At 63.1% G+C, this 22561-nt stretch carries 21 protein-coding genes; 3 read left to right on the top strand and 18 right to left on the bottom strand.

The features are described from left to right. Positions 1-33 precede the first annotated feature (33 nt). From CO676_RS13445 to CO676_RS13470, 5 genes are all read right to left on the bottom strand, one after another. A complete protein-coding gene (locus CO676_RS13445; protein WP_097521414.1) occupies positions 34-198 on the bottom strand; it encodes a hypothetical protein in 165 nt (54 codons plus the stop codon). Between the two features lie 200 nt (positions 199-398). Beyond that, on the bottom strand, positions 399-1916 hold the full coding sequence (locus tag CO676_RS13455; protein ID WP_014762304.1) for a tripartite tricarboxylate transporter permease: 1518 nt from the start codon (positions 1914-1916) through the stop codon (positions 399-401). A gap of 14 nt (positions 1917-1930) precedes the next feature. Beyond that, the gene (locus CO676_RS13460; RefSeq protein ID WP_014762303.1) at positions 1931-2422 is read right to left on the bottom strand and encodes a tripartite tricarboxylate transporter TctB family protein; all 492 of its coding nucleotides are present in this window, start codon (positions 2420-2422) and stop codon (positions 1931-1933) included. Then, a complete protein-coding gene (locus tag CO676_RS13465; protein ID WP_014762302.1) occupies positions 2419-3363 on the bottom strand; it encodes a tripartite tricarboxylate transporter substrate binding protein in 945 nt (314 codons plus the stop codon). Before CO676_RS13465 ends, CO676_RS13460 begins: the two co-directional genes overlap by 4 nt. 235 nt (positions 3364-3598) lie before the next feature. Next, entirely contained in the window at positions 3599-4666 is a 1068-nt protein-coding gene (locus CO676_RS13470; RefSeq protein WP_097521415.1) for an ABC transporter substrate-binding protein, read from the bottom strand. A gap of 77 nt (positions 4667-4743) precedes the next feature. Here CO676_RS13470 and CO676_RS13475 point away from each other — a divergent pair, with 77 nt between their 5' ends. Continuing rightward, positions 4744-5421, top strand: coding sequence for a response regulator transcription factor (locus tag CO676_RS13475; protein ID WP_014762299.1), 678 nt, complete (start codon positions 4744-4746; stop codon positions 5419-5421). Then, a complete protein-coding gene (locus CO676_RS13480; protein WP_014762298.1) occupies positions 5418-6794 on the top strand; it encodes a sensor histidine kinase in 1377 nt (458 codons plus the stop codon). The genes CO676_RS13475 and CO676_RS13480 overlap by 4 nt, the downstream gene beginning before the upstream one ends. A gap of 66 nt (positions 6795-6860) precedes the next feature. Here CO676_RS13480 and CO676_RS35210 read toward each other — a convergent pair whose 3' ends face one another. The 13 genes from CO676_RS35210 to CO676_RS13540 all read right to left on the bottom strand — a co-directional run bounded on the left by CO676_RS35210 (position 6861) and on the right by CO676_RS13540 (position 21448). Further along, positions 6861-7004 (bottom strand): hypothetical protein, encoded by a 144-nt coding sequence (locus CO676_RS35210; RefSeq protein WP_162832915.1) that lies wholly within the window; start codon positions 7002-7004, stop codon positions 6861-6863. Positions 7005-7205: 201 nt separating this feature from the next. After that, a complete protein-coding gene (locus CO676_RS13485; protein ID WP_014762296.1) occupies positions 7206-8231 on the bottom strand; it encodes an ABC transporter permease in 1026 nt (341 codons plus the stop codon). Between the two features lie 35 nt (positions 8232-8266). Further along, positions 8267-9808 (bottom strand): sugar ABC transporter ATP-binding protein, encoded by a 1542-nt coding sequence (locus CO676_RS13490; RefSeq protein ID WP_097521416.1) that lies wholly within the window; start codon positions 9806-9808, stop codon positions 8267-8269. A gap of 143 nt (positions 9809-9951) precedes the next feature. Then, the gene (locus tag CO676_RS13495) at positions 9952-10881 is read right to left on the bottom strand and encodes a sugar ABC transporter substrate-binding protein (RefSeq protein WP_014762294.1); all 930 of its coding nucleotides are present in this window, start codon (positions 10879-10881) and stop codon (positions 9952-9954) included. Between the two features lie 235 nt (positions 10882-11116). Continuing rightward, entirely contained in the window at positions 11117-11926 is an 810-nt protein-coding gene (locus CO676_RS13500; RefSeq protein ID WP_097521417.1) for a TIM barrel protein, read from the bottom strand. A 247-nt stretch (positions 11927-12173) separates the two neighbouring features. Next, positions 12174-13061 (bottom strand): NAD(P)-dependent oxidoreductase, encoded by an 888-nt coding sequence (locus CO676_RS13505; RefSeq protein WP_014762292.1) that lies wholly within the window; start codon positions 13059-13061, stop codon positions 12174-12176. Between the two features lie 79 nt (positions 13062-13140). Beyond that, positions 13141-13914 (bottom strand): exodeoxyribonuclease III, encoded by a 774-nt coding sequence (gene xth, locus CO676_RS13510; RefSeq protein ID WP_097521418.1) that lies wholly within the window; start codon positions 13912-13914, stop codon positions 13141-13143. A 7-nt stretch (positions 13915-13921) separates the two neighbouring features. Next, positions 13922-14560 (bottom strand): alpha/beta family hydrolase, encoded by a 639-nt coding sequence (locus tag CO676_RS13515; RefSeq protein ID WP_014762290.1) that lies wholly within the window; start codon positions 14558-14560, stop codon positions 13922-13924. 98 nt (positions 14561-14658) lie between these two features. Beyond that, positions 14659-15747, bottom strand: a complete 1089-nt coding sequence (locus CO676_RS13520; protein WP_014762289.1) for a tetratricopeptide repeat protein — start codon at positions 15745-15747, stop codon at positions 14659-14661. Then, the gene (locus CO676_RS13525) at positions 15747-16628 is read right to left on the bottom strand and encodes a Ku protein (protein WP_097521419.1); all 882 of its coding nucleotides are present in this window, start codon (positions 16626-16628) and stop codon (positions 15747-15749) included. The genes CO676_RS13520 and CO676_RS13525 overlap by 1 nt, the downstream gene beginning before the upstream one ends. Positions 16629-16657: 29 nt before the next feature. Next, positions 16658-19120, bottom strand: coding sequence for a DNA ligase D (ligD, locus tag CO676_RS13530; RefSeq protein WP_097521420.1), 2463 nt, complete (start codon positions 19118-19120; stop codon positions 16658-16660). An 88-nt stretch (positions 19121-19208) separates the two neighbouring features. Continuing rightward, positions 19209-20045 carry a bifunctional allantoicase/(S)-ureidoglycine aminohydrolase gene (locus CO676_RS13535; protein ID WP_097521421.1) on the bottom strand — a complete coding sequence of 279 codons (837 nt, stop codon included), beginning with the start codon at positions 20043-20045 and terminating at the stop codon, positions 19209-19211. Between the two features lie 44 nt (positions 20046-20089). Beyond that, positions 20090-21448 carry a C4-dicarboxylate transporter DctA gene (locus CO676_RS13540; protein WP_097521422.1) on the bottom strand — a complete coding sequence of 453 codons (1359 nt, stop codon included), beginning with the start codon at positions 21446-21448 and terminating at the stop codon, positions 20090-20092. A 233-nt stretch (positions 21449-21681) separates the two neighbouring features. Here CO676_RS13540 and CO676_RS13545 point away from each other — a divergent pair, with 233 nt between their 5' ends. Further along, on the top strand, positions 21682-22557 hold the full coding sequence (locus CO676_RS13545) for a LysR substrate-binding domain-containing protein (protein WP_097521423.1): 876 nt from the start codon (positions 21682-21684) through the stop codon (positions 22555-22557). Positions 22558-22561: the final 4 nt, after the last annotated feature.

Genomic DNA, 22561 nt, shown 5'->3' on the forward strand with positions numbered 1-22561 from the left:
TTCAGTCGCCAGAGCGAATTGTGCGGCGCCGCATCAGCTGCGGCGGGTATCCGGGAAGTTGGCAGGATTGATGCCGAGGGTGTGGAGGTCGCGGGCGTTCGGGCGGCGGTGACCTTCGACTGCAGCTGCTGCGGCGCTCGCTGCGCCGAGCACGGCGAAGGCGCGGCCGATGAAGCCCATGCGGTTCTTGCTAGTCATTGTCTTTGCTCACTTTCTTTCTCAATTCGATGAGCAAAAGATGGGCCCGGCGGGGCTGTTTTGCAATGCACAAAACCTCACCCCAGCCATGCAACGAAAGCAGGCCCGGTTGGCGGTCTGCCAACCGGGCCTGGTGTTGAGCGGGGCGCGGCTGCCCCTCCTCGTCCCGCTCCTCGAAGCGCCTTGGGAGGCGGAAGGGATCAGTCTTCGCTGGCAGCAAGCTGAGCGAGAACTTCGCCGCGACCGCGGGCCCTCAAGATCAGTGGCACGACAAAGGCCAAGGTCGCGATCACCAGCAGCACCGCCGCGATCGGCGAGGTGAAGAGCACGGTAATGTCGCCCTGGCTGATCGAAAGCGCCCGGCGCAACTGCTGTTCGGCGAGCGGCCCGAGGATCAGGCCGACGACGACCGGCGCGATCGGGTAGCCGAAGACCCGCATAATGTAGCCGAGCAGGCCGAAGGCTAGCAGCATGCCAAGTTCGAAGACCGAGGGATTGGCGCCGATGGTGCCGAGCGTCGCGAACAGGAGAATGCCGGCATAAAGCCAGGGCTTCGGGATCGTCAGCAGCTTCACCCACAGGCCGACCAGCGGCAGGTTGAGGACGAGCAGCATGAAGTTGGCGATCAGCAGGCTGGCGATCAGGCCCCAGACGAGCTGCGGATTGGTCGCGAAGAGCAGCGGCCCGGGCTGAAGACCATATTGCTGGAAACCGGCAAGCATGATGGCCGCCGTCGCCGAGGTTGGCAGGCCGAGGGTCAGGAGCGGCACAAGCGTGCCGGCCGCAGACGCGTTGTTTGCGGCTTCCGGACCGGCGACGCCTTCGATCGCGCCATTGCCGAACTCCTCCGGATGTTTGCTCAGGCGCTTCTCGGTCGCATAGGAGAGAAAGGTGCCGATCTCGGCGCCGCCGGCCGGCATCGCGCCGATCGGGAAGCCGATGAAGGTGCCGCGCAGCCATGCCTTCCAGGAACGCGCCCAATCCGTGGCGCTCATCCAGACCGAGCCGCGAACGGCCTCGACCTTGTCGGGGCCCTTGTCCCCCTGCGCGGCGATGTAGAGCGTCTCGCCGATCGCGAACATGGCAACGGCGAGCGTCGTCACCTCGATGCCGTCGAGCAAATCCGGAACCCCGAAGGAAAGCCGCGCCTGGCCGGTCAGCTGGTCGATGCCGATGCAGGCGAGCGTCAGGCCGATAAAGAGCGAGGTCAGGCCGCGCAGCGTCGAGTCGCCGAAAGCGGAGGAAACGGTGACGAAGGCGAGCACCATCAAGGCGAAATACTCGCGCGGACCGAAGACGAGTGCCAGCTTGACGATATAGGGAGCGATGAAGGCGAGCCCCAGGGTTGCAATGAGACCAGCGACGAACGAGCCGATCGCCGCCGTTGCCAATGCGGGGCCGCCACGGCCGGCGCGCGCCATCTTGTTGCCTTCGAGGGCGGTGACGATCGAGGAGCTTTCACCGGGCGTGTTGAGCAGGATCGATGTCGTCGAACCGCCATACATCCCGCCGTAGTAGATGCCGGCGAACATGATCAGCGATCCGCCAGGATCGAGCTGGTACGTCACAGGCAACAGGAGCGCGACCGTCAGGGCGGGACCGATGCCCGGCAGGACGCCGACAGCCGTGCCGAGTGTGACGCCGATCAACGCATAGAGCAGGTTCATCGGTTGGGCAGCAACCAGCAGCCCCTGCAAAAGGAAGTCAAGAGTACCCATAAGTGTCTGCCTTTCTAGAAGAGCAGGCGTTCAAGCGGTCCTGCCGGCAGCGACAGTTGCAGGAGCTTGGCGAATATCGTCCACACAAGGAAACTGGCGACGATCCCGAAGGGAATTGTCAGCCAGAGTTGCCGCTTCCCGAAGCCGCGCGCCGTCAGGGCGAAGAGGATGCCGGTCGCAATCGAGAAGCCGAGCGTATTGAGCAGCAGCATCTGCGCTGCAAGCCCGCCGACGACCCAGGCGACCGGCCCGAGCTGCTGCGGCTCACGCTCGACGAAGTCACCCCTCAGCCCCTCGACAGCCGTCCAGATGGCAAGCACGATAAGACAGCAGGCGATCGCGTAAGGCACGGTGGTAGGGCCCACCTGCGAGTAGCCGGCGAGCCCCGTAAGGCGAGAAACATCCCAGAAGATCACGCCGGCAATCGCAGCCAGCACGACGGCGATGATCAGCGCCGCCCGATCAGGGCGGCGCGTTTCGACGGAAGGGTTGTCTCCCTTGTTCATTTGACCAGTCCGATGTCCTTGAGGACCGCTTCGGTTGCCGAAACGTCCTTGGCGAGCTGTTCCTTGAAGGCGTCCCCGGCGAGGTAGGTGTCCTGCCAGCCCTTGGTCTTCAGCACCTCCTGCCAGCCGGCAGACTTGGCGAGCTTCTCGACGTCCGCCGAAACGGCAGCCTTCTGCTCGTCGGTGAGGCCCGGAGCGGCGGCGACCATGCGCCAGTTCTCGACGACGACGTCGAGGCCGGATTCCTTCAGCGTCGGAGCGTCGATACCCGGAAGGCGCTCGGCGCTCGAGACCGCGATCAGTCGGAGTGTGCCGGCCTTGATCTGCGACTCGAATTCGCCGTAGCCGGATATGCCGGCCGTCACCTGGCTGCCGAGGATCGCAGCAAGCGCCTCACCGCCGCCGGAATAGGCGATGTAGTTGATCTTGGTCGGATCGACGCCAGCGGCCTTGGCAATGAGGCCGACGGCGATGTGGTCGGTGCCGCCTGCCGAGCCGCCACCCCAGGAAACGGCGCCCGGGTCCTTCTTCAGGGCTTCGACGAGGTCGGCCATCGTCTTGATCTCGGAAGCGGCCGGAACGACGATCGCCTCGTATTCGCCCGTCAGGCGCGCGATCGGCGTGACGTCGTTGAGGGTGACCGGCGAATTGTTGGTGAGGATGGCGCCGACCATGACATAGCCGCCGACGAGCAGCGCATTCGGGTTCCCCTTCTGCTGGCTGGCGAACTGCGCCAGGCCGATCGTGCCGCCGGCGCCGGGCACGTTCTGCACCTGCACATTGCCGGAAATGCCTTCCTGCTGCATGACGGTCTGCAGCGAACGAGCGGTCTGGTCCCAGCCGCCGCCGGGATTGGCCGGCGCGATGATCGTGTAGTCGGCGGCATAGGCCGGAAGCGCCAGCGCGCCGGCGAGAATGGATGCGAGGAAGAAGTGTTTCAAGGTCGGTCCTCCGTAGGCGCGGTTCGTCCGCGCGGTGATTGTTTTCGCGAACGGGAGAAACGGGCGGCTGACCTAGAAGCGGCAACCTCCGACCGGATTGGTGATTTCCTCCCGATGCGCTGCTGGCATTCCGCCTCCACGGGTTGCCAGCGGCCCTAAACCAACATAGAAAGCTGACATTAACCTGACATCAACCCGCTAGCTCGTAAACGGTTTGTTTCGGCTCCGGGAATATTCACTGGAGTCTGAGCATCTCGTTCCAGCGGGCGATCAGCCGGGCGCGTTTCACCTGGTCGAGATAGACCATCAGTCCGGGACTGACCGGCACCGGCTTCAATTGCCCGCCAAGCATCTCCTGCATGGTATTGGCCGTGTTCTCGCCGGCGACCTCCGGGCTGACGGCCGGGATCTGCAGTTCACGCGCCATGATCGTCTGGCCTTCCTTCGACATGAAGAATTCGAGGTAGCGGCGACCAAGATCGGGAGAGGCGGCCGCCTGCGGCACGAGGCCGATTCGCGACATCACCACGGTATAGTCCTTCGGCAGCACGATGCCGACATCGGGATGCCGCGAGGCCCAGTCGGCGGCGTAGGAGCCCAGAATATTGTAGCCGAGCACGAAGCGTCCGTCCGCAACCCGCTCGAGAATCGCCTGGCTGGTCGAATAGAGCTTGACGCCTGCGGCACCCATTGCCTGGATGACGCTCCAGATGTCGCCGAATTGTTCCTGGTCGCGGGCCATGAAGAGGAAGCCGACGCCCGAGCGCTCGATATCATAGGTGCCGATGCGGCCGAAGACATCGCTTCCCTCGCGCTTCAGGTACTCGACAAATTCGGCGCGCGTCGCCGGCGGCCGTTCCGTCGCGAAACTCGGCTTGTGATAAACGAACACCGCCGGCTCGAAGGTCAAGGCATAGGCCGTGTTGCGCCAGTTCGCCCATGCCGGCCAGCGGCTGCTCATCGGCAGGTCGCTGCGCTGGGCATAACCGTCGTTGCTGAGCTTCACCTGCAGGTCCATGGCGGAAGAAAAGGCAAAATCGGCCGTCTTCTGACCGGCATCGGTCTCCTGGACGATCCGATCGTAGATCTCGCCGGTCAGCATATCTTCGTAGCGCACCGCGACTTCCGGATTGGCCTTCTGGAAGCCGACGATCATCGGTCGCGCCAAGGGCTCGTCGAGCGAGGAATAGACGACGAGAACGGGGGCGGCCGCATCGCGGGAAACGGCCGGGAAGAACACCGGCGCGGCACACGCGAGCCGGGCGAAAAACAACCAAAAAGCGAAAGAAATCAACAAGCGCATATTTGCACAATGCCTTAGCTGGACGCCGTTCACAAGCAAGGTCGCGACCGATAAGGTGAGGCGGGGAGAAGCGACAATTGCGAATCTTGCTCGTTGAAGACAATCAGGCTCTGGCAGAGGGTCTCTCGACCCTTTTGCGCGGCAGCGGCTATGCCGTCGACGTGGTGAACGACGGGACCTCGGCGCATGCCGTCGCCGCCGCCGAGAGCTTCGATCTGGTGATCCTGGACCTGAACCTGCCGGAGATGGACGGGCTCGACGTGCTGCGCTCCATGCGGGCTAGGCAGAACCGCGCGGCCGTCTTGATCCTGACTGCGCGCGGCTCGCCCGAAGAACGGATCAAGGGCCTCGATCTCGGTGCCGACGACTACCTGATCAAGCCTTTCGACATCGGCGAGTTCGAGGCCCGCGTGCGGGTGCTGCTCCGGCGCCAGGCCGGTTTGCGCAGTTCGATCGTCAGCTACGGCAACGTTTCGCTGGATCTCAATGCCCGCAGTTTTTCCGCCGACGGCGTGCCGATCGAAATTCCGGCGCGCGAGCTCGGGCTCCTCGAGCTCCTCTTCATGCGCGCCGGCAAGGTGGTCGCCAAGGACGCGATCGTTCAATCGCTGACCGGCCTCGATGACGACCTCAGCCCCAATGCGATCGAGCAATATGTGAGCCGGCTGCGCAAGCGCCTGGCGCCCTACGGCCTGACGGTCCGCACCGCCCGCGGCATCGGTTACTATCTCGACAAGGCGGCAAACTCCGAATGAGGACCGTCGTCTATTCGCTCCGGCGCAGGCTGCTCGGCTGGCTGTTGATCTCGACCGCGGTGATCGGCGTCATCGCGCTGATGGATACCTATCGGGAAGCGGTCAAGACGGCGAACGTCGTCTCGGATCGAGTGCTCGCGGGCTCGGCGTTGGCGATTGCCGAACGGGTGGTCGTCGCCGAGGACGGCACGCTTCAGGTCGATATACCCTATGTCGCGCTGGAAATGCTGACCTCGGCCGCGCAGGATCGGGTCTTCTACCGGGTCGACGGCCCGCCGGGCGCGTTCATCACCGGCTACCAGACCCTGCCGTCGCTTCCCGAGGCCGCCGGCCAGTCGACGAGCTTTGCCGATGCGATCTTCCGTGGCGAACCCATCCGTCTCGCAGTGCTTCGCCGCTCCGCCTCCACCGGTGTGAATTCCGTTCCTTTCGTCGTCACCGTTGCCGAGACGACGATCGCCAGACGCCAGCTCACGCAGACGATCCTCTTGCACTCGGCGCTCCGCCTCGGACTGATGATCGCCGGTGCTGCCCTGATCGTCTGGGTGGCGGTGACCTTCTCGCTGAGGCCGCTCTACCGGCTCGGTGACGCGATCGCCGAACGCAGCCCCGACGACCTCCATCCGATCGGTGAACGGGTGCCGAGCGAGGTTCAGGAGCTGGTCGACACGGTCAATTCCTTCATGGTGCGCCTGCAGTCGGCGCTCGATGCGCTTCGCCATTTCACCGGCAATGCCAGCCATCAGTTGCGCACGCCGCTGGCAATCATCCGGACGCAGCTGGCGCTCGCCCGCCGGGCGGCGACGGTCGAGGAAGCGCTGGCTGCAGCTTCGAAGGCGGATGAGGCGGTCGCCAATGCCGAGCGCATCCTCGCGCAATTGCTGCTGATGGCGAAGATCGATGCGGCGGCGAAGGACGAGGCACGCGGATCGGAGCGGATCGAACTGGCCGAGCTGGCACGCAGCGTCACCGCCGAGCACGTGCCGGCCGCCAGCGAGGTCGGGATCGATCTTGGTTTTGCCGGCGAGGGGGAGAATTGGATCCGGGCCGAGCCGCTGCTCGTCGGAGAACTCCTGAAGAACCTCATCGGCAATGCGCTGCTCTACGCGGGGCGAGGGGCGGAGGTGACGGTGCGCGTCTCAGGCCTGGACAAGGAGGTCGTGCTCGAGGTCGAGGACAATGGACCGGGCATCAGGCCGGAGCTCCGCGAGGCCGTGCTGAAGCGCTTCCGGCGCGGCGGCAACGAGGCGCCCGGCACGGGGCTCGGGCTGCCGATCGTCGACGAGATCGCCGCGCTCTACGGCGGAACGATGCGGCTTGAGGACGGCGAGGGCGGCGGCCTGAAGGTCGCCGTGAGATTTCCGGCGGGCTGAAGCGGCGGGCGAGTCACGGGTCAGCCGGCCGAGACGTGGACCGCCTGACGGGCAGCCGCGAAGCCGTTACGAACGATCCTCGCCCTCTTGGCGGTCGCGGGCTTCGAGAAGAGATGCGGCGTCGCGGGTCTGAACCCGCAGCAGCTCGTTCCAGAGCTGACGAGCGAAACGCGATTGAATCTGGTTCGCGAGCTTGCGCTGCGATGACATGATAATTCTCCGATAGGTTTGGATGCGGCTCATATAGTCTATCGGCAATGCGATTGCCACGGCGGAGTCTACGGAGCTGCCTTGCAAGGCAAGCATATGTCGAGCGGCAAGAATATCGCCCGGATATGGTAGGAGAAGACAAAAATGCCGGGATGAATTTCTTCATCCCGGCCAGGTACTTCATTGGGAGAGCAGTGTTCCTTACGTCTTTTTGCGACCCTTCTGGCGATAGACGTCGACGACCACGGCGGCAACGATGATCAAGCCCTTGACGATCTCCTGGTAGTAGGCGTCGACCCTCAGGAAGGTGAAGCCGGAGGTCATCACGCCGAGGATGATCGTCCCGATCACGGTGCCGGTGATACGGCCGACGCCGCCGGTGAGCGAGGTGCCGCCGATGACGGTCGCGGCGATCGCATCGAGTTCGTACATGACACCCATACCAGCCTGTGCGGTCTGGGCACGGGCTGCGGTGACGACGCCTGCAAGGCCCGCGAGCATGCCGGCGATGGCATAGACCTTGATCAGATGCGCCTCGACATTGATGCCGGAGACGCGCGCCGCCTGGACGTTGGCGCCGATCGCATAGGTGAACTTGCCGTAGCGGGTATAGCGCAAGGCAATATGGAAGATGAGCGCGACGACGAGGAAGACTATGACCGGCCAGATGCCCGTGCCGATGAAGTTGAACTGGTCGGTCAGGCCCGAGACCGGCTGTCCCTTGGTGTACCACTTGGAGATACCGCGCGCCGATACCATCATGCCGAGCGTGGCGATGAAAGGCGGGATCTTCGTCTTGGCGATCAATTGTCCGTTGATGAACCCGGCAAGGAGGCCGATGCCGAGGCCAAGTCCGATCGGCACTATCGCCGGCATGTCGGTTAGCGAGGGATAGAGCGCGCGGGGCCAGGTGGATGCTTGCGCGACGCTCGCCGAGATCATCGCCGTCATTCCGACCACGGAGCCCGAGGAAAGATCGATACCGCCGGTGATTATCACCTGTGTCACGCCGACGGCGATGATGCCGATCACCGACACCTGCAGGATCATGATCGTCAGGCGCTGAGGATTCATGAGGAAGCTCTGGCCGACGAAGAGCCAGCCGAGAACCTCATAGACGAGCGCGATCCCGATCAGCACCAGGAAGATGTTGAGCTCGGGCGGCAAGCGCCGTCTCGACCGGGCGGGGGTCGAACTCGCGCTATGTGCAGCGATATTGGTATCCATTGTTTTTCCTCCCTGCGGTCGGCGCTCGCGCGCCTCTAGCGTGCGGCAAGTTCCATGACCTTGATTTGGGTGGCTTCTGCCCTGTCGAGGAAGCCGGTGACGCGGCCTTCATGCATAACCATGATCCGGTCGCTCATGCCGAGCACTTCCGGCATTTCCGACGAGATCATGATGACCGCGACGCCGTTGCGGGCGAGCTCGGTCACCAGCCGGTGAATCTCGGCCTTGGCGCCGACGTCGATGCCGCGGGTAGGCTCGTCCAGGATGAGAATGTGCGGATTGGTGAGCAACCAGCGGCCGATGAGGACTTTCTGCTGGTTGCCGCCCGAGAGATTCTCGATGCGCTCCTGCAGGTTCGGCGTCTTCACCCGCAGCTTGCGGCTCATCTCCTCGCAGGCCGCGGTAATCTCCTTTTCGGAGACGAAGCCGCGCTTGACGAACCGGTCCTGGAGGACGGCAACCTGCATGTTCTCCAGGATGTCGAGGATCAGCAGGCAGCCGGTGTCCTTGCGGTCCTCCGTCAGGAACGCCATGCGGTTGCGGATCGCCGTATTGGGATTGTCGATCACCACTTGCTTGCCGTCGATCGAAATCGTGCCCGAACTTGCCCGGGTGACGCCGAAGAGCGTCTCGGCAACGTTCGAGCGGCCCGAGCCGACGAGGCCGGCAACGCCGAGGATTTCGCCAGCGCGCACATCGAAGGAGACGTCATGAAAGACGCCGTTCAGCGTCAGGTTCTCGACCGAAAGAACGACGTCGCCGATCGGCACGTCTTCCTTGGGGAACATCTGGGTGATCTCACGGCCGACCATCATGCGGATGATGTCGTCGCGGGTCACATTGCTGGACGCGTGCGTGCCGATATATTTCCCGTCGCGGAACACCGAGAATTCGTCGGCGATCTCGAACAGCTCGTTCATCTTGTGAGTGATGTAGACGATCCCGATGCCCTGCGAGCGCAGGTCGCGGATGATCTCGAAGAGATGCGCGACTTCGCGCTCGGTCAAGGCCGAGGTCGGCTCGTCCATGATCAGGACGTCGGATTCGTAGGAGACCGCCTTGGCGATTTCCACCATCTGCCGGCTGGCGACGGAGAGGTGGCGTACCTCGATCTCCGGGTCGATATCGATCTTCAGCCGCTCGAAGAGCTTGGCGGTCATGCGGCGCATCTCGCCATGGTCGACGAAGCCGAAGCGGTTCTTCGGCTCGCGGCGGATCCAGATGTTTTCGGCGACCGTCATGAAGGGCATCAGGTTCAGTTCCTGATGGATCATCGCGATGCCATTTTCGAGCGCGTCGAGCGGCGACTTCAGCTGGATGTCGACGCCCCTGAGCTTCACCTCGCCCTGGTCCGGGTGGTAGATGCCGGCGAGGATCTTCATCAGGGTCGACTTGCCGGCGCCGTTTTCGCCCATCAGCGCGTGCACGGTGCCGCGCTTCAGTTTGAACTGGACGTCATCGAGCGCGACGACGCCGGGGAATTCCTTGCGCACACCCTCGGCGGACAGGAGATATTCGGCATTGGGTATGGCACCGCTGGCGCGCACGGCTGCCATCGTTGTGGGACTGAGCGTCATTCTCATTGCCTCCCCATTTTCCGGCATTGGCCGGAACGTCCACGCGGCGGGCGGAATAGGCCTTTTGATCGGCCCATCCAGGCCTCGGGCGGGACTTGTTTCGAATGGGAGCGCGGCTCCGGCCGCGCTCCCGGAAGGAACGATCAGTTCTTGGCCTGATATTTGTCCAGGTTGTCTTTCGTGACGAGTTCGAAGGGGATGTAGACCTTCTTCTCGATGGCTTCGCCCTTGGCGAGCTTCAGTGCGGCATCGACCGAGCCCTGACCCTGGCCGGCGGCGTTCTGGAACACGGTCACGTCAAGGTCGCCGGCAGCCATGGCCGCAAGCGCGTCCTGCGTGGCGTCGACACCGCCGATGACGACCGAGTCCATCGACCGGCCGGCAGCCTTCAGCGCCTGGATGGCGCCGATCGCCATTTCGTCGTTGTTGGCAATCACGGCGTCGAACTCAAGGCCGGCGGACAGCCAGTTGGTCATGAGGTCGGCACCCTGGGTGCGAGACCAGTTGGCGGTCTGCTCCTCGACGATCTCGATGCCCTTGCACGCGTCGGTGGCGAGAACGTCGTGTATGTCCTTGGTGCGCATGCGAGCGGCCTGGTTGGAGAGTTCGCCCATCATTACGACAGCCTTGCCCTTGCCACCGAGCAGCTTGCAGACTTCCTGTGTCTCGAGCGTACCGGATTCAACTTCGTTCGAAGCCACGAAGGCCTGCTTTTCCGGCAAGGTGTCGATGTTTACCGGTTCGCGGTTGACGTAGACGAGCGGAATGCCGGCGTCCGCTGCGATCTTCGACATGGCCGCGGTCGCATCTGTGTCGACCGGGTTGACGATGATGGCGTCGACGCCGGCGGCGATGAAGTTCTGGATCTGGCTTTGCTGCTTGGCGACGTCGTTCTGTGCGTCCTCGATCTGCAGCTCCACGCCGTTGAGCGTCTTGGCGTAGTCCTGCATACCGTTGCGCAGAACCGTCAGGAAGTTGTCGTCAAAGAGCGCCATCGAGACGCCGATCGTCTCCGCATGCGCGGCCGTCGACATCATGACAGCCATCGCAGTGCCCAAAATGAATTTCTTCATGTGTACTTTCTCCTCCACTTTTGGTGCCGGCCACACCCTCTCTTTCGCCGGAAACTCGACTCTCTGATCGAGCTCATTCTGGTCGGAAGCAGCACTCCCGCTGCGCTTCCGAGGAAACGGAATAAATAAACCAGCGGTTTGTCATTACGGAATATGTATTCCATTTTATCCGGGCGCCGTCAAGTACATCTTGCGGTGCCGGGCGGATTTCCGCGCTTTCGCGCGCGCTAAGCGATCATGTGCGGGACTGCAGGTAGTCCATGCTCGCGAGAAGGGCCTTGGCCGGATCGTTCAGGGCGTGCACGGAAGGCGCGAAAGGCTCGAACGAGAAGGGCCCTTGATAACCTTCCGCGCGCAGGCGAAGTATCTGGCCCGCATTGTCCAGCCGGTCCGCGACATCGACCAGAACCCGGTGCGGATCGCGCATCTCGGAGACGGCAACACCCTCGTCGCTGACGCCGGAAATATGCACGAGACCGGTCAGGTCCGGGAAAAATGCGTCCTCGTCCGCGAGATGATGGTGGAAGGTGTCGTGCACCAGACGGAAGGTCGCTCCGCCGATGTCCCGAATTGCCTCGGCGGCTTCGCTCTTCGAGCGCAGCGAGCAGATTTCAAAGCCGAGCGGCTCAACAAGACCGATGAGGCCGGCCGCTTCGAGCAGCGGCTTCAGTGCTTTTAAGGCGATGCGCAGATTCGCCTGGCGCTCGCCGTCCTTCTGACCGCTGCCGTCATTGACCGGCACCAGTACCAGCGCCTTGGCGCCGCAATCGCGCGCATAGGAGATGAGCTCGCGCGCTTCCGCCTGGCGTGCCTCGTTCCATTCGTTGAAGCGCTGCAGAGCGTTGATCGAGATGATCGTCAGCCCGTGTTTTTCGGCAAGCGCCTTCACCTCCTCAGGCTTCGTTCCGTCGAGGATGGCATTACCGGAGAGGTCGTTGCGGATCTCCACCGCCGAGATTCCGAGCGACTTCGCCAGCGCAAAGAAGGCATCAAGCGGAAGGCCCGGCGCGGCCATGTGGTTGAGGGCGAAGGGAAGGGTTGTCATGGATGGGTCCTCCAGGAACATTTGGAATAGTTGCCACGGCGGTTCGGAACGTTTGTTCCATTTCCGGTCGTTACCACATTCACCGTGAAGGAGGGAACAGTCAAAGCGCTAGTCACGCCGCGGCATTGCATTCCTGCAAGAAATATAATTCCCCAATGATTGGATTCTGTCATTGAGCTTGCGATGCGACGAATGGGTTGCTCGAGGTGAGCAGCCCGGTCGAGCCAGTTAACTTGGTTTCAAAGGCTCACTTGATCCCGTTCGCCTGCGCGATGAAGTCCGACAGCATCGGCACATAGTCCTCTCCGCGTCCGGCCCCGACGGCCTGCGCGAAGGAGTTTCTTACTGCCGCGCCGATCGGATTGGCGACCCCGGCGGCGTTGGCGAAGGCGGCGAGATAGGTCATGTCCTTGAAGCCGTTGCGGATGGCGAACTTGTGGGCGTTCGGATCTCGCTCCAGCACCCAGCGGAAGAAGGTCTGGTAGAAAGGGCAGTCCATGCGACCGCCGCGCACGACGCTGTCGAAGATCTCCGGCGTGAGGCCGGCCTTCTGCCCGAGCATCAGTGCCTCGGAATAGAGCGCCGCGTAGCCCATCGACAGGAAGTTGTTGAGCAGCTTCATCGTGTGCCCGGTCCCGGTCGGGCCGGTATGGACGATGCGGCCCGCAAAGCACTCGAGCACCGGCCAGACGCGGCGCACGTCGTCTTCAGCACCGCCGACCATGACGTCGAGCGTGCCGGCGGCGGCGTCCGCCGGGGTGCGGCTGAGCGGCGCATCGATGATGGTAATGCCCTTTTGGGCGAGATCCTGCGCAAGCTTCGTCGTCACCGAAGGATCGGAAGTCGAGCAATCGATAATGGTCAGCGGCTTGCCGGCAGCGGTGATGCCGTCCGCACCTTCGACGACGGCAAGCACTTCGGGCGAGCCGGTAACGCAGAGCACGATGATCTCGCACCGTTCCGCCATTTCGCGTGGTGACTTCACCTCTTTCGCGCCTGCCGCGACCAGCGCCTCGACCGGTGCCCGGTTGCGGTGCGCGATGACCGAGAGCGGCCAGCCCTTTTTCAGTATGTTTGTCGCCATGCCCTGGCCCATCAGCCCGAGCCCGATGAAACCCACATTCGCTTTGGTCATGCTCGCCTCCCTGTGGTTGAAGCTATGGTGCACGATAAACGGGGAACCGCTAGACCAAAATTCTGGCTGTCGGTCTCGGCTAGTCTCTCAAGGTGATCCACACGGGCGCGTGATCGCTGGCGTTTTCCTGCCCGCGGACATCCCGGTCGATGCCGGCGCCGGTCAGGCGGCGGGTGAGTTTGCGGCTGAGGAGAAAATGGTCGAGGCGCAGGCCCGCGTCGCGCTGCCAGCGGTTGCGCCGATAATCCCAGAAGGTGAAGAGCTGCTCCTCGGGATAAAGTTTTCGCAGCGCGTCGAGCCAGCCCTGGTCGAGCAGCTCCCGGAAGGCGGCGCGGCTTTCCGGCTGCACGAGGGCGTTTTCGTCATAGGAGCGGGTCGGGTAGATGTCGCGGGGTTTGGGAACGACGTTGTAGTCGCCGGCAAGCACCACTGGTAGGCCGGTCTCGAACAGCTCCGCGGCGTGGCTGGCAAGGCGCTGGTGCCAGGCGAGCTTGTAGTAGAATTTCGGCCCTGGCTGCGGATTGCCGTTCGGGGCGTAGAGCGAGGCGATGAGAATGCCGTTCACCGCCGCCTCGATGTAGCGGCTCTGCGTATCGGAAGGATCACCGGGGAGCTCCGCGCGCGTCAAGACCGGTTCGCTTTCGCGCGCCAGAATCGCGACGCCGTTCCAGGCCGCCTGCCCGCGCCAGACGGCGCCGTAGCCCGCGGCCTCGATCGCGGCTTTTGGAAATTGCCCGTCCGTCGCCTTGAGCTCCTGCAGGCAGACGACGTCAGCCTCGGCTGCAGCTAACCAGGCCAGGAGGTTGTCGAGCCGCTTGTTCACGCCGTTGATGTTGAAGGTGGCGATCTTCATGGCTGATTCAGGGGACCAAGCCATCGGTCCATCGTTTAACGGTATCAGCCAGAGTCTTCAGATGGTCGGCGGCCGAGAAGCCGGAGATACTCTTGCGCGGCTTCAGGTCATGGTCGCCGTCCTCGAGCCAGAGGAATTCGATCTTTTCGGATAGCGTGTAACCCTGAACCTCGTCCCTCGTGCCGAACTCGTCGCGAGTTCCCTGGCAGATCAGTGTTGGTGTTCGGAGGTCGGCGAGATGCCTGGTGCGAAGCTGCTCGGGCTTGGCCGGTGGGTGAAAGGGATAGCCGAGGCAGAGCAGCCCGGCGATCTCCCCGCTCGCATGAAGCTCGTCAGCGACCATGCTGGCGACGCGCCCGCCCATCGACTTACCGCCGATGATAAGCGGACCCTTCGCGCCGAGCTCGGCGACGGCCGCCCGGTATTCCGGATTGAGGGTTTCGGCGCGGGGCGGGGGCTTGCGCTCGTCCGTGCGCCGCGCCGCCATGTAGCCAAATTCGAACCGGGCGACGCGAAAGCCTGCTTCGCCGAGCGCCTTGGCGGTTGCGGACATAGACAGTGAATCCATCGGTGCGCCTGCGCCGTGCGCGAGAAGAATGGTGACCGGCGCATGCTCCGGTCCGTCGAACAGGAATTTTCCGACCATGGCAGTCAGCCGTCCTCTGCATGATTCCGTAAACGGGGCGATCCGGCGATAAGATCATGCGGCGATCCAAAGCGCCACAGCGACCTGCGCGCGCCTGATCAGACGTGCGGCGCCTTGGGAAAGTGATGAAGGTTCACGAACTGCACGCCGCGTTCGGCGGTGCGGGCCCACTGGGAGTCCTTGTCGAGTTCCAGATAGCGCATCCACCAGTGGCGCGCTTCGGCTAGATTGCCGGCGTCGAACTCCAGTTTTGCCAGGTTGAAGATCGCATCCGCATAGTCGTCGTCGAGGCCGATCGCTTTTTCGAGATGCCGGCGGGCGGTGTCGATGCGGCTTCGCTCGCTCATCAGCCCGGCGAGGTTGAACCAGGCCTCGGCGAAGGAGGGATCGAGTTTGATCGCCCGGGCGTAATCATGCGCCGCCTCCAGTTCGCGGCCGGCGGCCCTCAGGCAGTTGGCCCTGTTGAAAGCGGCGACCGAGTCGCTGCGATCGATGGCAAGATAGCGCTGGTAGATCGCGGCTGCATCATCGTAGTTGCCGGTCTCTTCGGCCTCTTCCGCCTGCGCGAAAAGCTCCTCGAGTTCCGCCTCCTCGACTGCGCCGAGATCGAGCAGCAATTGCCCGTCGAGCTCGCTCAAGCCCTCGGCGCGTCGCGCGTATATCGTCTTCGACCCCTCATGATGTAGCGACAGCGCCGTCAGCGAGGCGACGTGGCTGGAGCGATGGACGGAGCGTGCGATCGCCCCCCAGCCGGCACCACTGGCGATCAGTCCCGCATATTTGCGGGCGAGGATCACGTCGCGGAACGAATAGGGTTCGCTGTCGTGCTCGAAGGCGTCGAACAACGACAGGAGATCGAAGAAGCGAGGCGCGATCTTCGCTTGATCGATCAGCGATTGCCGCGGCAGCGCCGATGTCTCGGACGCTGTTGCCAGGCCCAGCAGCCGAAGGAAGCCGTTCTCGCTGAGCAGGCGCCGGCCGGAATCTGCCTCACGTTCGAAACGAGCCTCGATCTCCGCATCGGTCGTCTTCGTGAGCGAGCCGCGGCCGAAGACCACATAGGCGGTCTGCCGCGTGACGCCGCGCCGCAAGTGCCCCCCTTGGCGCTCAACCTCTCGCGCGATCAGCCGCCGCGGATAGGCTGAAAGCGCCCCCACGATGCCGAATGTCTTGCCGGCGACCGCCATCAGGCCTTCTTCTGTGCGCTAGGCTTTTTTGCTGCGGGCTTGGTCGGGGTGCTCTTCGCCCCCGTTTGGGCAGCAGGCTCCGTCTTGCTCTTGCTTTTCGCCGGCGGCTTCGCCTGCGACAGGCTCGCCTTCAGCGCATCCATGAGGTTGATGACGTTGCCGCGTTCAGGCGGGGCCGCGATGATCGGCTTGTGGCCCTTGAGCTTCTCGCGGATCATCTGCATCAGCGCAGCTTCGTAACGATCCTCGTAGTTCTTCGGATCGAAGGTCGTCGTCTTCTGCTGAATGAGCGCCTCGGCGAGCTGCAGCATTTCCGGATCGGGACTGCCGACCGGGATGTTGCCGAAATATTCGGCCGTGCCGCGCACTTCATTGGGATTTCTGAGCGTGCAGACGAACATGCCGGTCTCGCGTGCGCCGATGGCGATCACCCGTTCGCGGCTCGAAAGCACGAGGCGCGCGATCGCGAGCTTGCCGGCCCGCCTCAAGGCTTCCCGCAAAACGATGAAGGTCTCCTCGGCCATCGCCCCGTCCGGCGCAAGATAATATGGCGCGTCCTGATAGATCACGTCGACGGAGCCTTCGTCGACGAAGGCCTCGATGTTCATCGTGTGGTTGGATTCGATCTTGACGCTTTCGAGGTCGGCCTCGTCGATGACGATGTATTTCTTGTCCTCGTATTCATAGCCCTTCACCAGGTCGGATCGTTCGACGAGGCCCAGCTCCGGATCGACCGGCTTCATGTTGATTCGGTTGTGCGTCTCCTTGTGAAGCTGGTTGAAGGTGATGCGCTCGCTGGTGGTCGTGGCTGGATAGAGCCGTACGGGACAGCTCACGAGGCTGAGCCTCAGATAACCCTTCCAACTTGCCCTGGGTGCCATAAGTGTCTCCTGCGCGGTGCTCTACCGGGTTACTTTTCCGCATTGGCAAGCATAGGCAAATCCCGTGCACAGTCGTCGATATCGGCCCAGGGATCGCCGGACATGGCCAACAGGCCAGGTAACGAAGAATAATTTAAATCCTCGGGAGCGTCGATAGTCTCAAGATCGGTCCAGCTTAAGGGCGTAGAGGCCGGCAGATTCGTGCGGGCGCGAAGCGAATAGGGTGCTGCTGCCGTGTGCCCGCGGGCGTTGCGGTGGAAGTCGATGAAGATGCGCTTCACGCGCTTGCCCTTGCTCATCGTGGTGATGAAGCTTTCGGGCGCCGTTGAGGCGAGGTGGGTGGCAATATCGCCGGTCGCCTTGTGCACTTTCTTCCAGTCGAGCTTCGGGCGGATCGGCACGACGACATGGACGCCCTTGCCGCCCGAGGTCTTGACGAGAGGAATGAGGCCGAGCGCCTCGAGCTCCCCCTTTATGTGAACGGCCGCCTCGACCACTTCGCGCCAGCCGATGCCCTCGCCAGGATCGAGGTCGAAGACGACCCGGTCGGGTCTCTCGAGCCGCGCCCGTGTCGAGCCCCAGGAATGGAATTCGACCACGCCGAATTGCGCCAGTGCCAGGTAGCCTTTGGCGTCCTCGACCGAAAGGTAGCGTTTCGTCTCGCCCTCCGAACTCATGGCTTCGAAGCTCACCACCGAAGGCGGCATGCCGGTGAAGGGGTGGCGCTGGAAGAAGCAGTCCGCGAACTTGCCCGTCGGGCAGCGGACGAGCGAAACCGGGCGTCCGAGGATATGCGGCAGCATGAAATCGCCGACCATGGCGTAGTAGACGGCGAGATCCAGCTTGGTCGGCCCGGATTTCCCGAACAGCCGACGGGTCGGGTTGGTGATCGAGATGCTGGCGAGGTCCGCGTCGGAAATCAGCCGTTTTCGCTGGGCCGAAACGGGAGCCGTGAGTTCGACCTCGCGAAGCCCCTTGAACACGGGATGGCGGAGCGCGTTGTCTGTCGTGCGATTGCTATAGTGAATGCGCGCCGTCAGCACCGGACGGACCCAGTTGATCTCCTTCGGCGCCCCCTCGATCTTGGCGGCCCCGGCGCGCAGCGGTTCCAATCGTGCCAGCAACTGCTTGAGCATGGCCGCGTCGAAACCCGTGCCGACCTTGCCGCGATACTGTAGTTCGCCGTCCACCCACTCGCCCAGCGCCAGCGCGGCGATTCCTTCGGCCGCCTCGGACATGGTATAGCCGGCGATCACGAAGTCTTCGGCCTTCAGTGCCTTCGTCTTGGTCCAGGTCTTGGAGCGCCCGCTCTGATAGAAAGCTGTCGCACGTTTCGATATGACCCCCTCGAGGCCCAGTTCCGACGCATGCTCGTAAAAGGCGCGTCCATCACCGACGACGTGATCGCTGAACTGGATGGCCGAGCGGCTGGACAGTTGCGCGGCGAGCAATTGTTTGAGCAGCGCCTTGCGTTTCTCGAGCGGGACATTCACGAGGCTCCAGCCGTCAAGATAGACAAGGTCGAAGGCATAGAACACCAGCCGGTTGTCGGCGCCGGTGGAGAGCGCTTCCTGAAGAAGGGCGAAACGGCTGATGCCTTCCTCGTCGAGCGCGACGATTTCGCCGTCGATGACAGCGTCGCGGCACGGCAGCCGCCGAATGGCTTCGGGCACATCGCCATAGCGCCTTGTCCAATCGAGGCCGCCGCGGGTGATCATGCGCACCTCGTCGCCGGATAGATGCGCCATCGTGCGGTAGCCGTCGAACTTGATCTCATGCAGCCAGACCTCGCGCTCGGGGGCACTACCAGGCGGAATCGCCGTCTGTATGGCAAGCTGCGGCTCGATGCGTGTCGGTGCCGTTGCCTTTGTCGCACCGGCAAGGGCGCCCGGCCTCAGCTTCACCGCCTTGGCCGCTGGCTTCGCCTTTTCGAGAAGCTCCTCGATCCGCCGGCCGGATTTGACGCTTTCCGGCCGGGCGGCGAGAATGTCGGTGGAGGGATCGGCGGCAGGATCGCGTTCCTTGAAGAGAAGCCAGTGAGTCTGGTTCTCTTCCCCCGGCCTGGGCTTCAGCCGCGTCAGCATCCAGCCGCCGTTCAGCTTTTCACCGGCCAGGCGAAACTTGAAGGCGCCGGTCTGGAGGCTTTTCTGGACGTCCTCCATCGGCGCCCATACGCCGGTGTCCCAGACGATCATCGGGCCGGCGCCATATTCGCCCTCCGGGATGACGCCCTCGAAGTCGATATATTCGATCGGATGATCTTCGGTCTCGACCGCCAGACGCTTGTCGGCGGGGTTGAGCGAGGGGCCCTTGGGCACGGCCCAGCTCTTCAACACGCCGCCGACCTCAAGTCTCAGGTCATAATGGTCCGCTGTCGCATGATGCTTGTGCACGACGAAACGGTTGCCGCCGCCGGCGGGGCTGCCGACCGGCTCCGGCGTCTTCGAAAAATCCCGCTTCTTGCGATAGGTCTCAAGCTTCGACGTCGCCATGCGACCAAGCTATGGCCTATCCGTCGAACCCGCAATATCGGCTGATGCGAGCCGGAAACGAAGCGTCCCGGCTCGAGCGGCTCCAGCCTTAGGCGAACCGGCCAGGCGTGCCGAGCGCCATATGGCGGTTGACGTCCTTGTAGAGCAGGTAACGGAACTTGCCCGGTCCGCCGGCATAGCAGGCCTGCGGGCAGAAGGCCCTGAGCCACATATAGTCGCCGGCTTCGACCTCGACCCAGTCGGCGTTGAGGCGATAGACCGCCTTGCCTTCGAGAACGTAGAGGCCGTGCTCCATCACATGGGTTTCCATGAAGGGGATGACGCCGCCCGGCTCGAAGGTGACGATCGTCACATGCATGTCGTGACGCATGTCCGAAGGATCGACGAAGCGGGTCGTCGCCCAGCGACCGTCCGTATCGGGCATCGGCGTGGCAGTGATTTCGCGTTCGTTGGTGACGATCGGTTCGGGGAGGGGGATTCCCTCGACCTTTTCGTAGGCCTTGCGGAACCAATGAAACCGGGTCGGCGTGGAACCATCATTGCGGAGGCTCCATTCGGCGCCGGGCGGGATGAAGGCATAGCCGCCGGGCTGCATCCGATGGGTTTCACCGCCGATCGTCAGGCGGAAGTCCCCGTCAACCACGAACAGCACGGCTTCTGCGCGGGGGTCACTCTCGGGGCGATCGCTTCCTCCCGAGGGCCCGACCTCCATGATGTATTGCGAGAATGTCTCGGCGAAGCCTGACAGCGGCCGCGAAAGCACCCAGAGACGCGTGTTCGTCCAGTGCGGCAGATAGCTGGTGACGATGTCGCGCATCACGCCTTTCGGAATGATCGCATAGGCCTCGGTGAACACCGCCCGATCCGTCAGCAGGTTCGATTGCGGCGGGTGACCGCCTTGGGGGAAATAATAGTTGCTCTGCATTTTTTCGTTACCTGTTGAAGTGTCTGTTCGAACCGGGTTTGGCACTAACGGCCGTTGATGGAATGGGCGATGGCCGAAGCCGGGACGGCGACATCACTTATGCCGGCTGCGGGGGTGTGGAGCACAGGTGCAGGCCCTGGTTTTGCGGGCTGATCGCCGTTGAGCACTCGGTGCGCCTGCTCGCGATCTATGTCGCCCTCCCAGACGGCAATGACCACGGCGGCGACGCAATTGCCTATCAAATTTCCGAGGGCTCGGGCAATGCCGACGAACCAGTCAACCGACAGGACCAGCACCAGGCCGATGGCCGGGATGACCGGAATGGCCGAAAGCGTTGCCGCCAGCACGACGATGGCGGAGCCCGGTATGCCGTGCGCGCCCTTCGAGGTCAGCAGCGCCACGCCGAGGATCAGCAACAGGTCGCCAGATGCCAGCGGCGTATTGGTGGCCTGGGCGATGAACACGGCCGCGAGCGTCAGATAGATCGAGAATGCGTCGAGGTTGAACGAATAGCCGGTGGGAATCACCAGGCCGACAGTCGAATCCTTGATTCCGAGCCGTTCGAGCTTGCGCATGATCTGCGGCAGAACGCTGTCGGAGGAGGCGGTAGCCATCACGATCATCAACTCCTCGCGCAAGTATCCGAGGAACTTGAAGATGCTGAACCCGGCAATCCGCATGATCAGGCCGAGGACGCCGAAGACGAACAGCAGGATCGTCGCATAGAGCAGAACGACCAGATAGCCGAGCTGCTGCAGCGAGCCGATGCCGTATTTCCCGACCGTATAGGCGATCGCGCCGAAGACGCCGATCGGCGCCAGCCGGACGATGAAGCCGATCACCTTGAAGAGTACCTGAGTCGTTTGATCGATCAGATCGGCAACCTGCCTGCCGCGCTCGCCGACGAGCGCAAGGGCCGATCCGAAGAGCACCGCAATCAGCAGCACCTGCAGGACGTCGCCCTTGGCGAAGGCGTCGACAATCGTCGTCGGGATGACCCGCATCAGGAAGTCGACGGTGCCGGTGACCTGAGAAACCTTTTCGGTGTAGGCACCCAGGGCGCTTGCATCGAGCGTCGTCGGATCGACGTTCATCCCGTGGCCGGGGCCGAAGACATAGGCCGCGATCAGTCCCAGCGCGAGCGCCAGCGTCGTCACGGCTTCGAAATAGATGAGCGACTTGAGGCCGACCCGCCCGACCTTTCTAAGGTCCCCGGCGCCGACGATGCCGTGTACGACCACGCCGAAGACCAGAGGCGCAATCACCATCTTGATCAGTTTGATAAAGCCGTCTCCCAGCGGTTTCAGCTGCGCCGCAAATTGCGGCCAGAAGACCCCGACAAGGATACCGAGGACGAGCGCGATGATGACTTGTCCGAACAAGGACCTGCTAAACCGGGACATTTGTTTCCTCCCAGAAACGCTGTGAGCCGGGCGCTGCGACTAGCAATCGCGGAAGCCGTTGCGCGGCCTGCCGCCGCCTGCTCATGGATTTGGGCCGTTTCAAGGGCGTGCACCCTCCTCGTGCGACGCCCGTTGCCTATCAATAGCGATGGGAACAAAATGAAACCGATATGTCCAATATATTGTTTAACTTAATCAAGAAGTTTATCATATCGCAAATGTGGGAGGTTGCGATGGAGCTACGACATTTGCGCTATTTCATCGCCGTCGCCGAGGCGGCGAGTTTTACGGCGGCGGCAAAGAGCTTGAACATCTCGCAGCCGCCCTTGAGCCAGCAGATCAAGGATCTGGAGGAAGAGGTCGGCACGCGCCTCTTCGAGCGTACGAGCCGGCATGTCGAACTCACCGAGGCCGGCGTCAGTTTTCTCGAGCAAGCGCGGATGATCCTCGGGCAGGTGGAACATGCCACGCATCAGGCGCGCGCCATCGGGTCCGGCCAGGTGGGCATGCTCAATATCGGCACGACCGGCTCGGTCCTGCTCGGTCAGTTGTCGACCCTCATAGCGCGGTTCCGCGACCGTTGGCCGGGGGTCTTCGTCCGCATTCATGAAATGGACCCGCAGGCGCAGGAGTTGGCACTGCTTTCGCACCGCACCGACCTCAGCTTCGTGCGCAAGCCGCGCTACAATGCCGAACTCGTCGGTAAGGTGGCCTGGCACGAAAAAGTAGGCGTCGCACTGCCGGCACATCACCCGCTCGCCCGCCATGAAACGGTCGAACTCGCGGCACTGCGGCAGGAAAACTTCGTCTTTCTCCGCCTGGCGGACTCCCGTTTCGCCCGCTATCTGCACGACTGCTGCGTCGCGGCAGGCTTTGTGCCGAACATCACCAATGAGGTCGTCGAATCCTATTCGCTGACCAGTCTGGTCTCCGCAGGTCTCGGTGTGGCGCTCGTTCCGGAATGCATCCGGAATCTCTCGCGTCCCGGTGTCGTCTATCGTCCGCTTGCGGATCCCGCACCGGAAGCCGATGTCTACGTCCTCAGCCGGCCAAACCACGGTCCGGTGGTCGCGAGCTTCCTGGAGGCGACCGAGTCAATGTTCGGGTAGCCGC

Origin of the sequence: Sinorhizobium sp. BJ1 (genome assembly GCF_002531555.1) — a bacterium.
Classification (GTDB): domain Bacteria; phylum Pseudomonadota; class Alphaproteobacteria; order Rhizobiales; family Rhizobiaceae; genus Sinorhizobium; species Sinorhizobium fredii_B.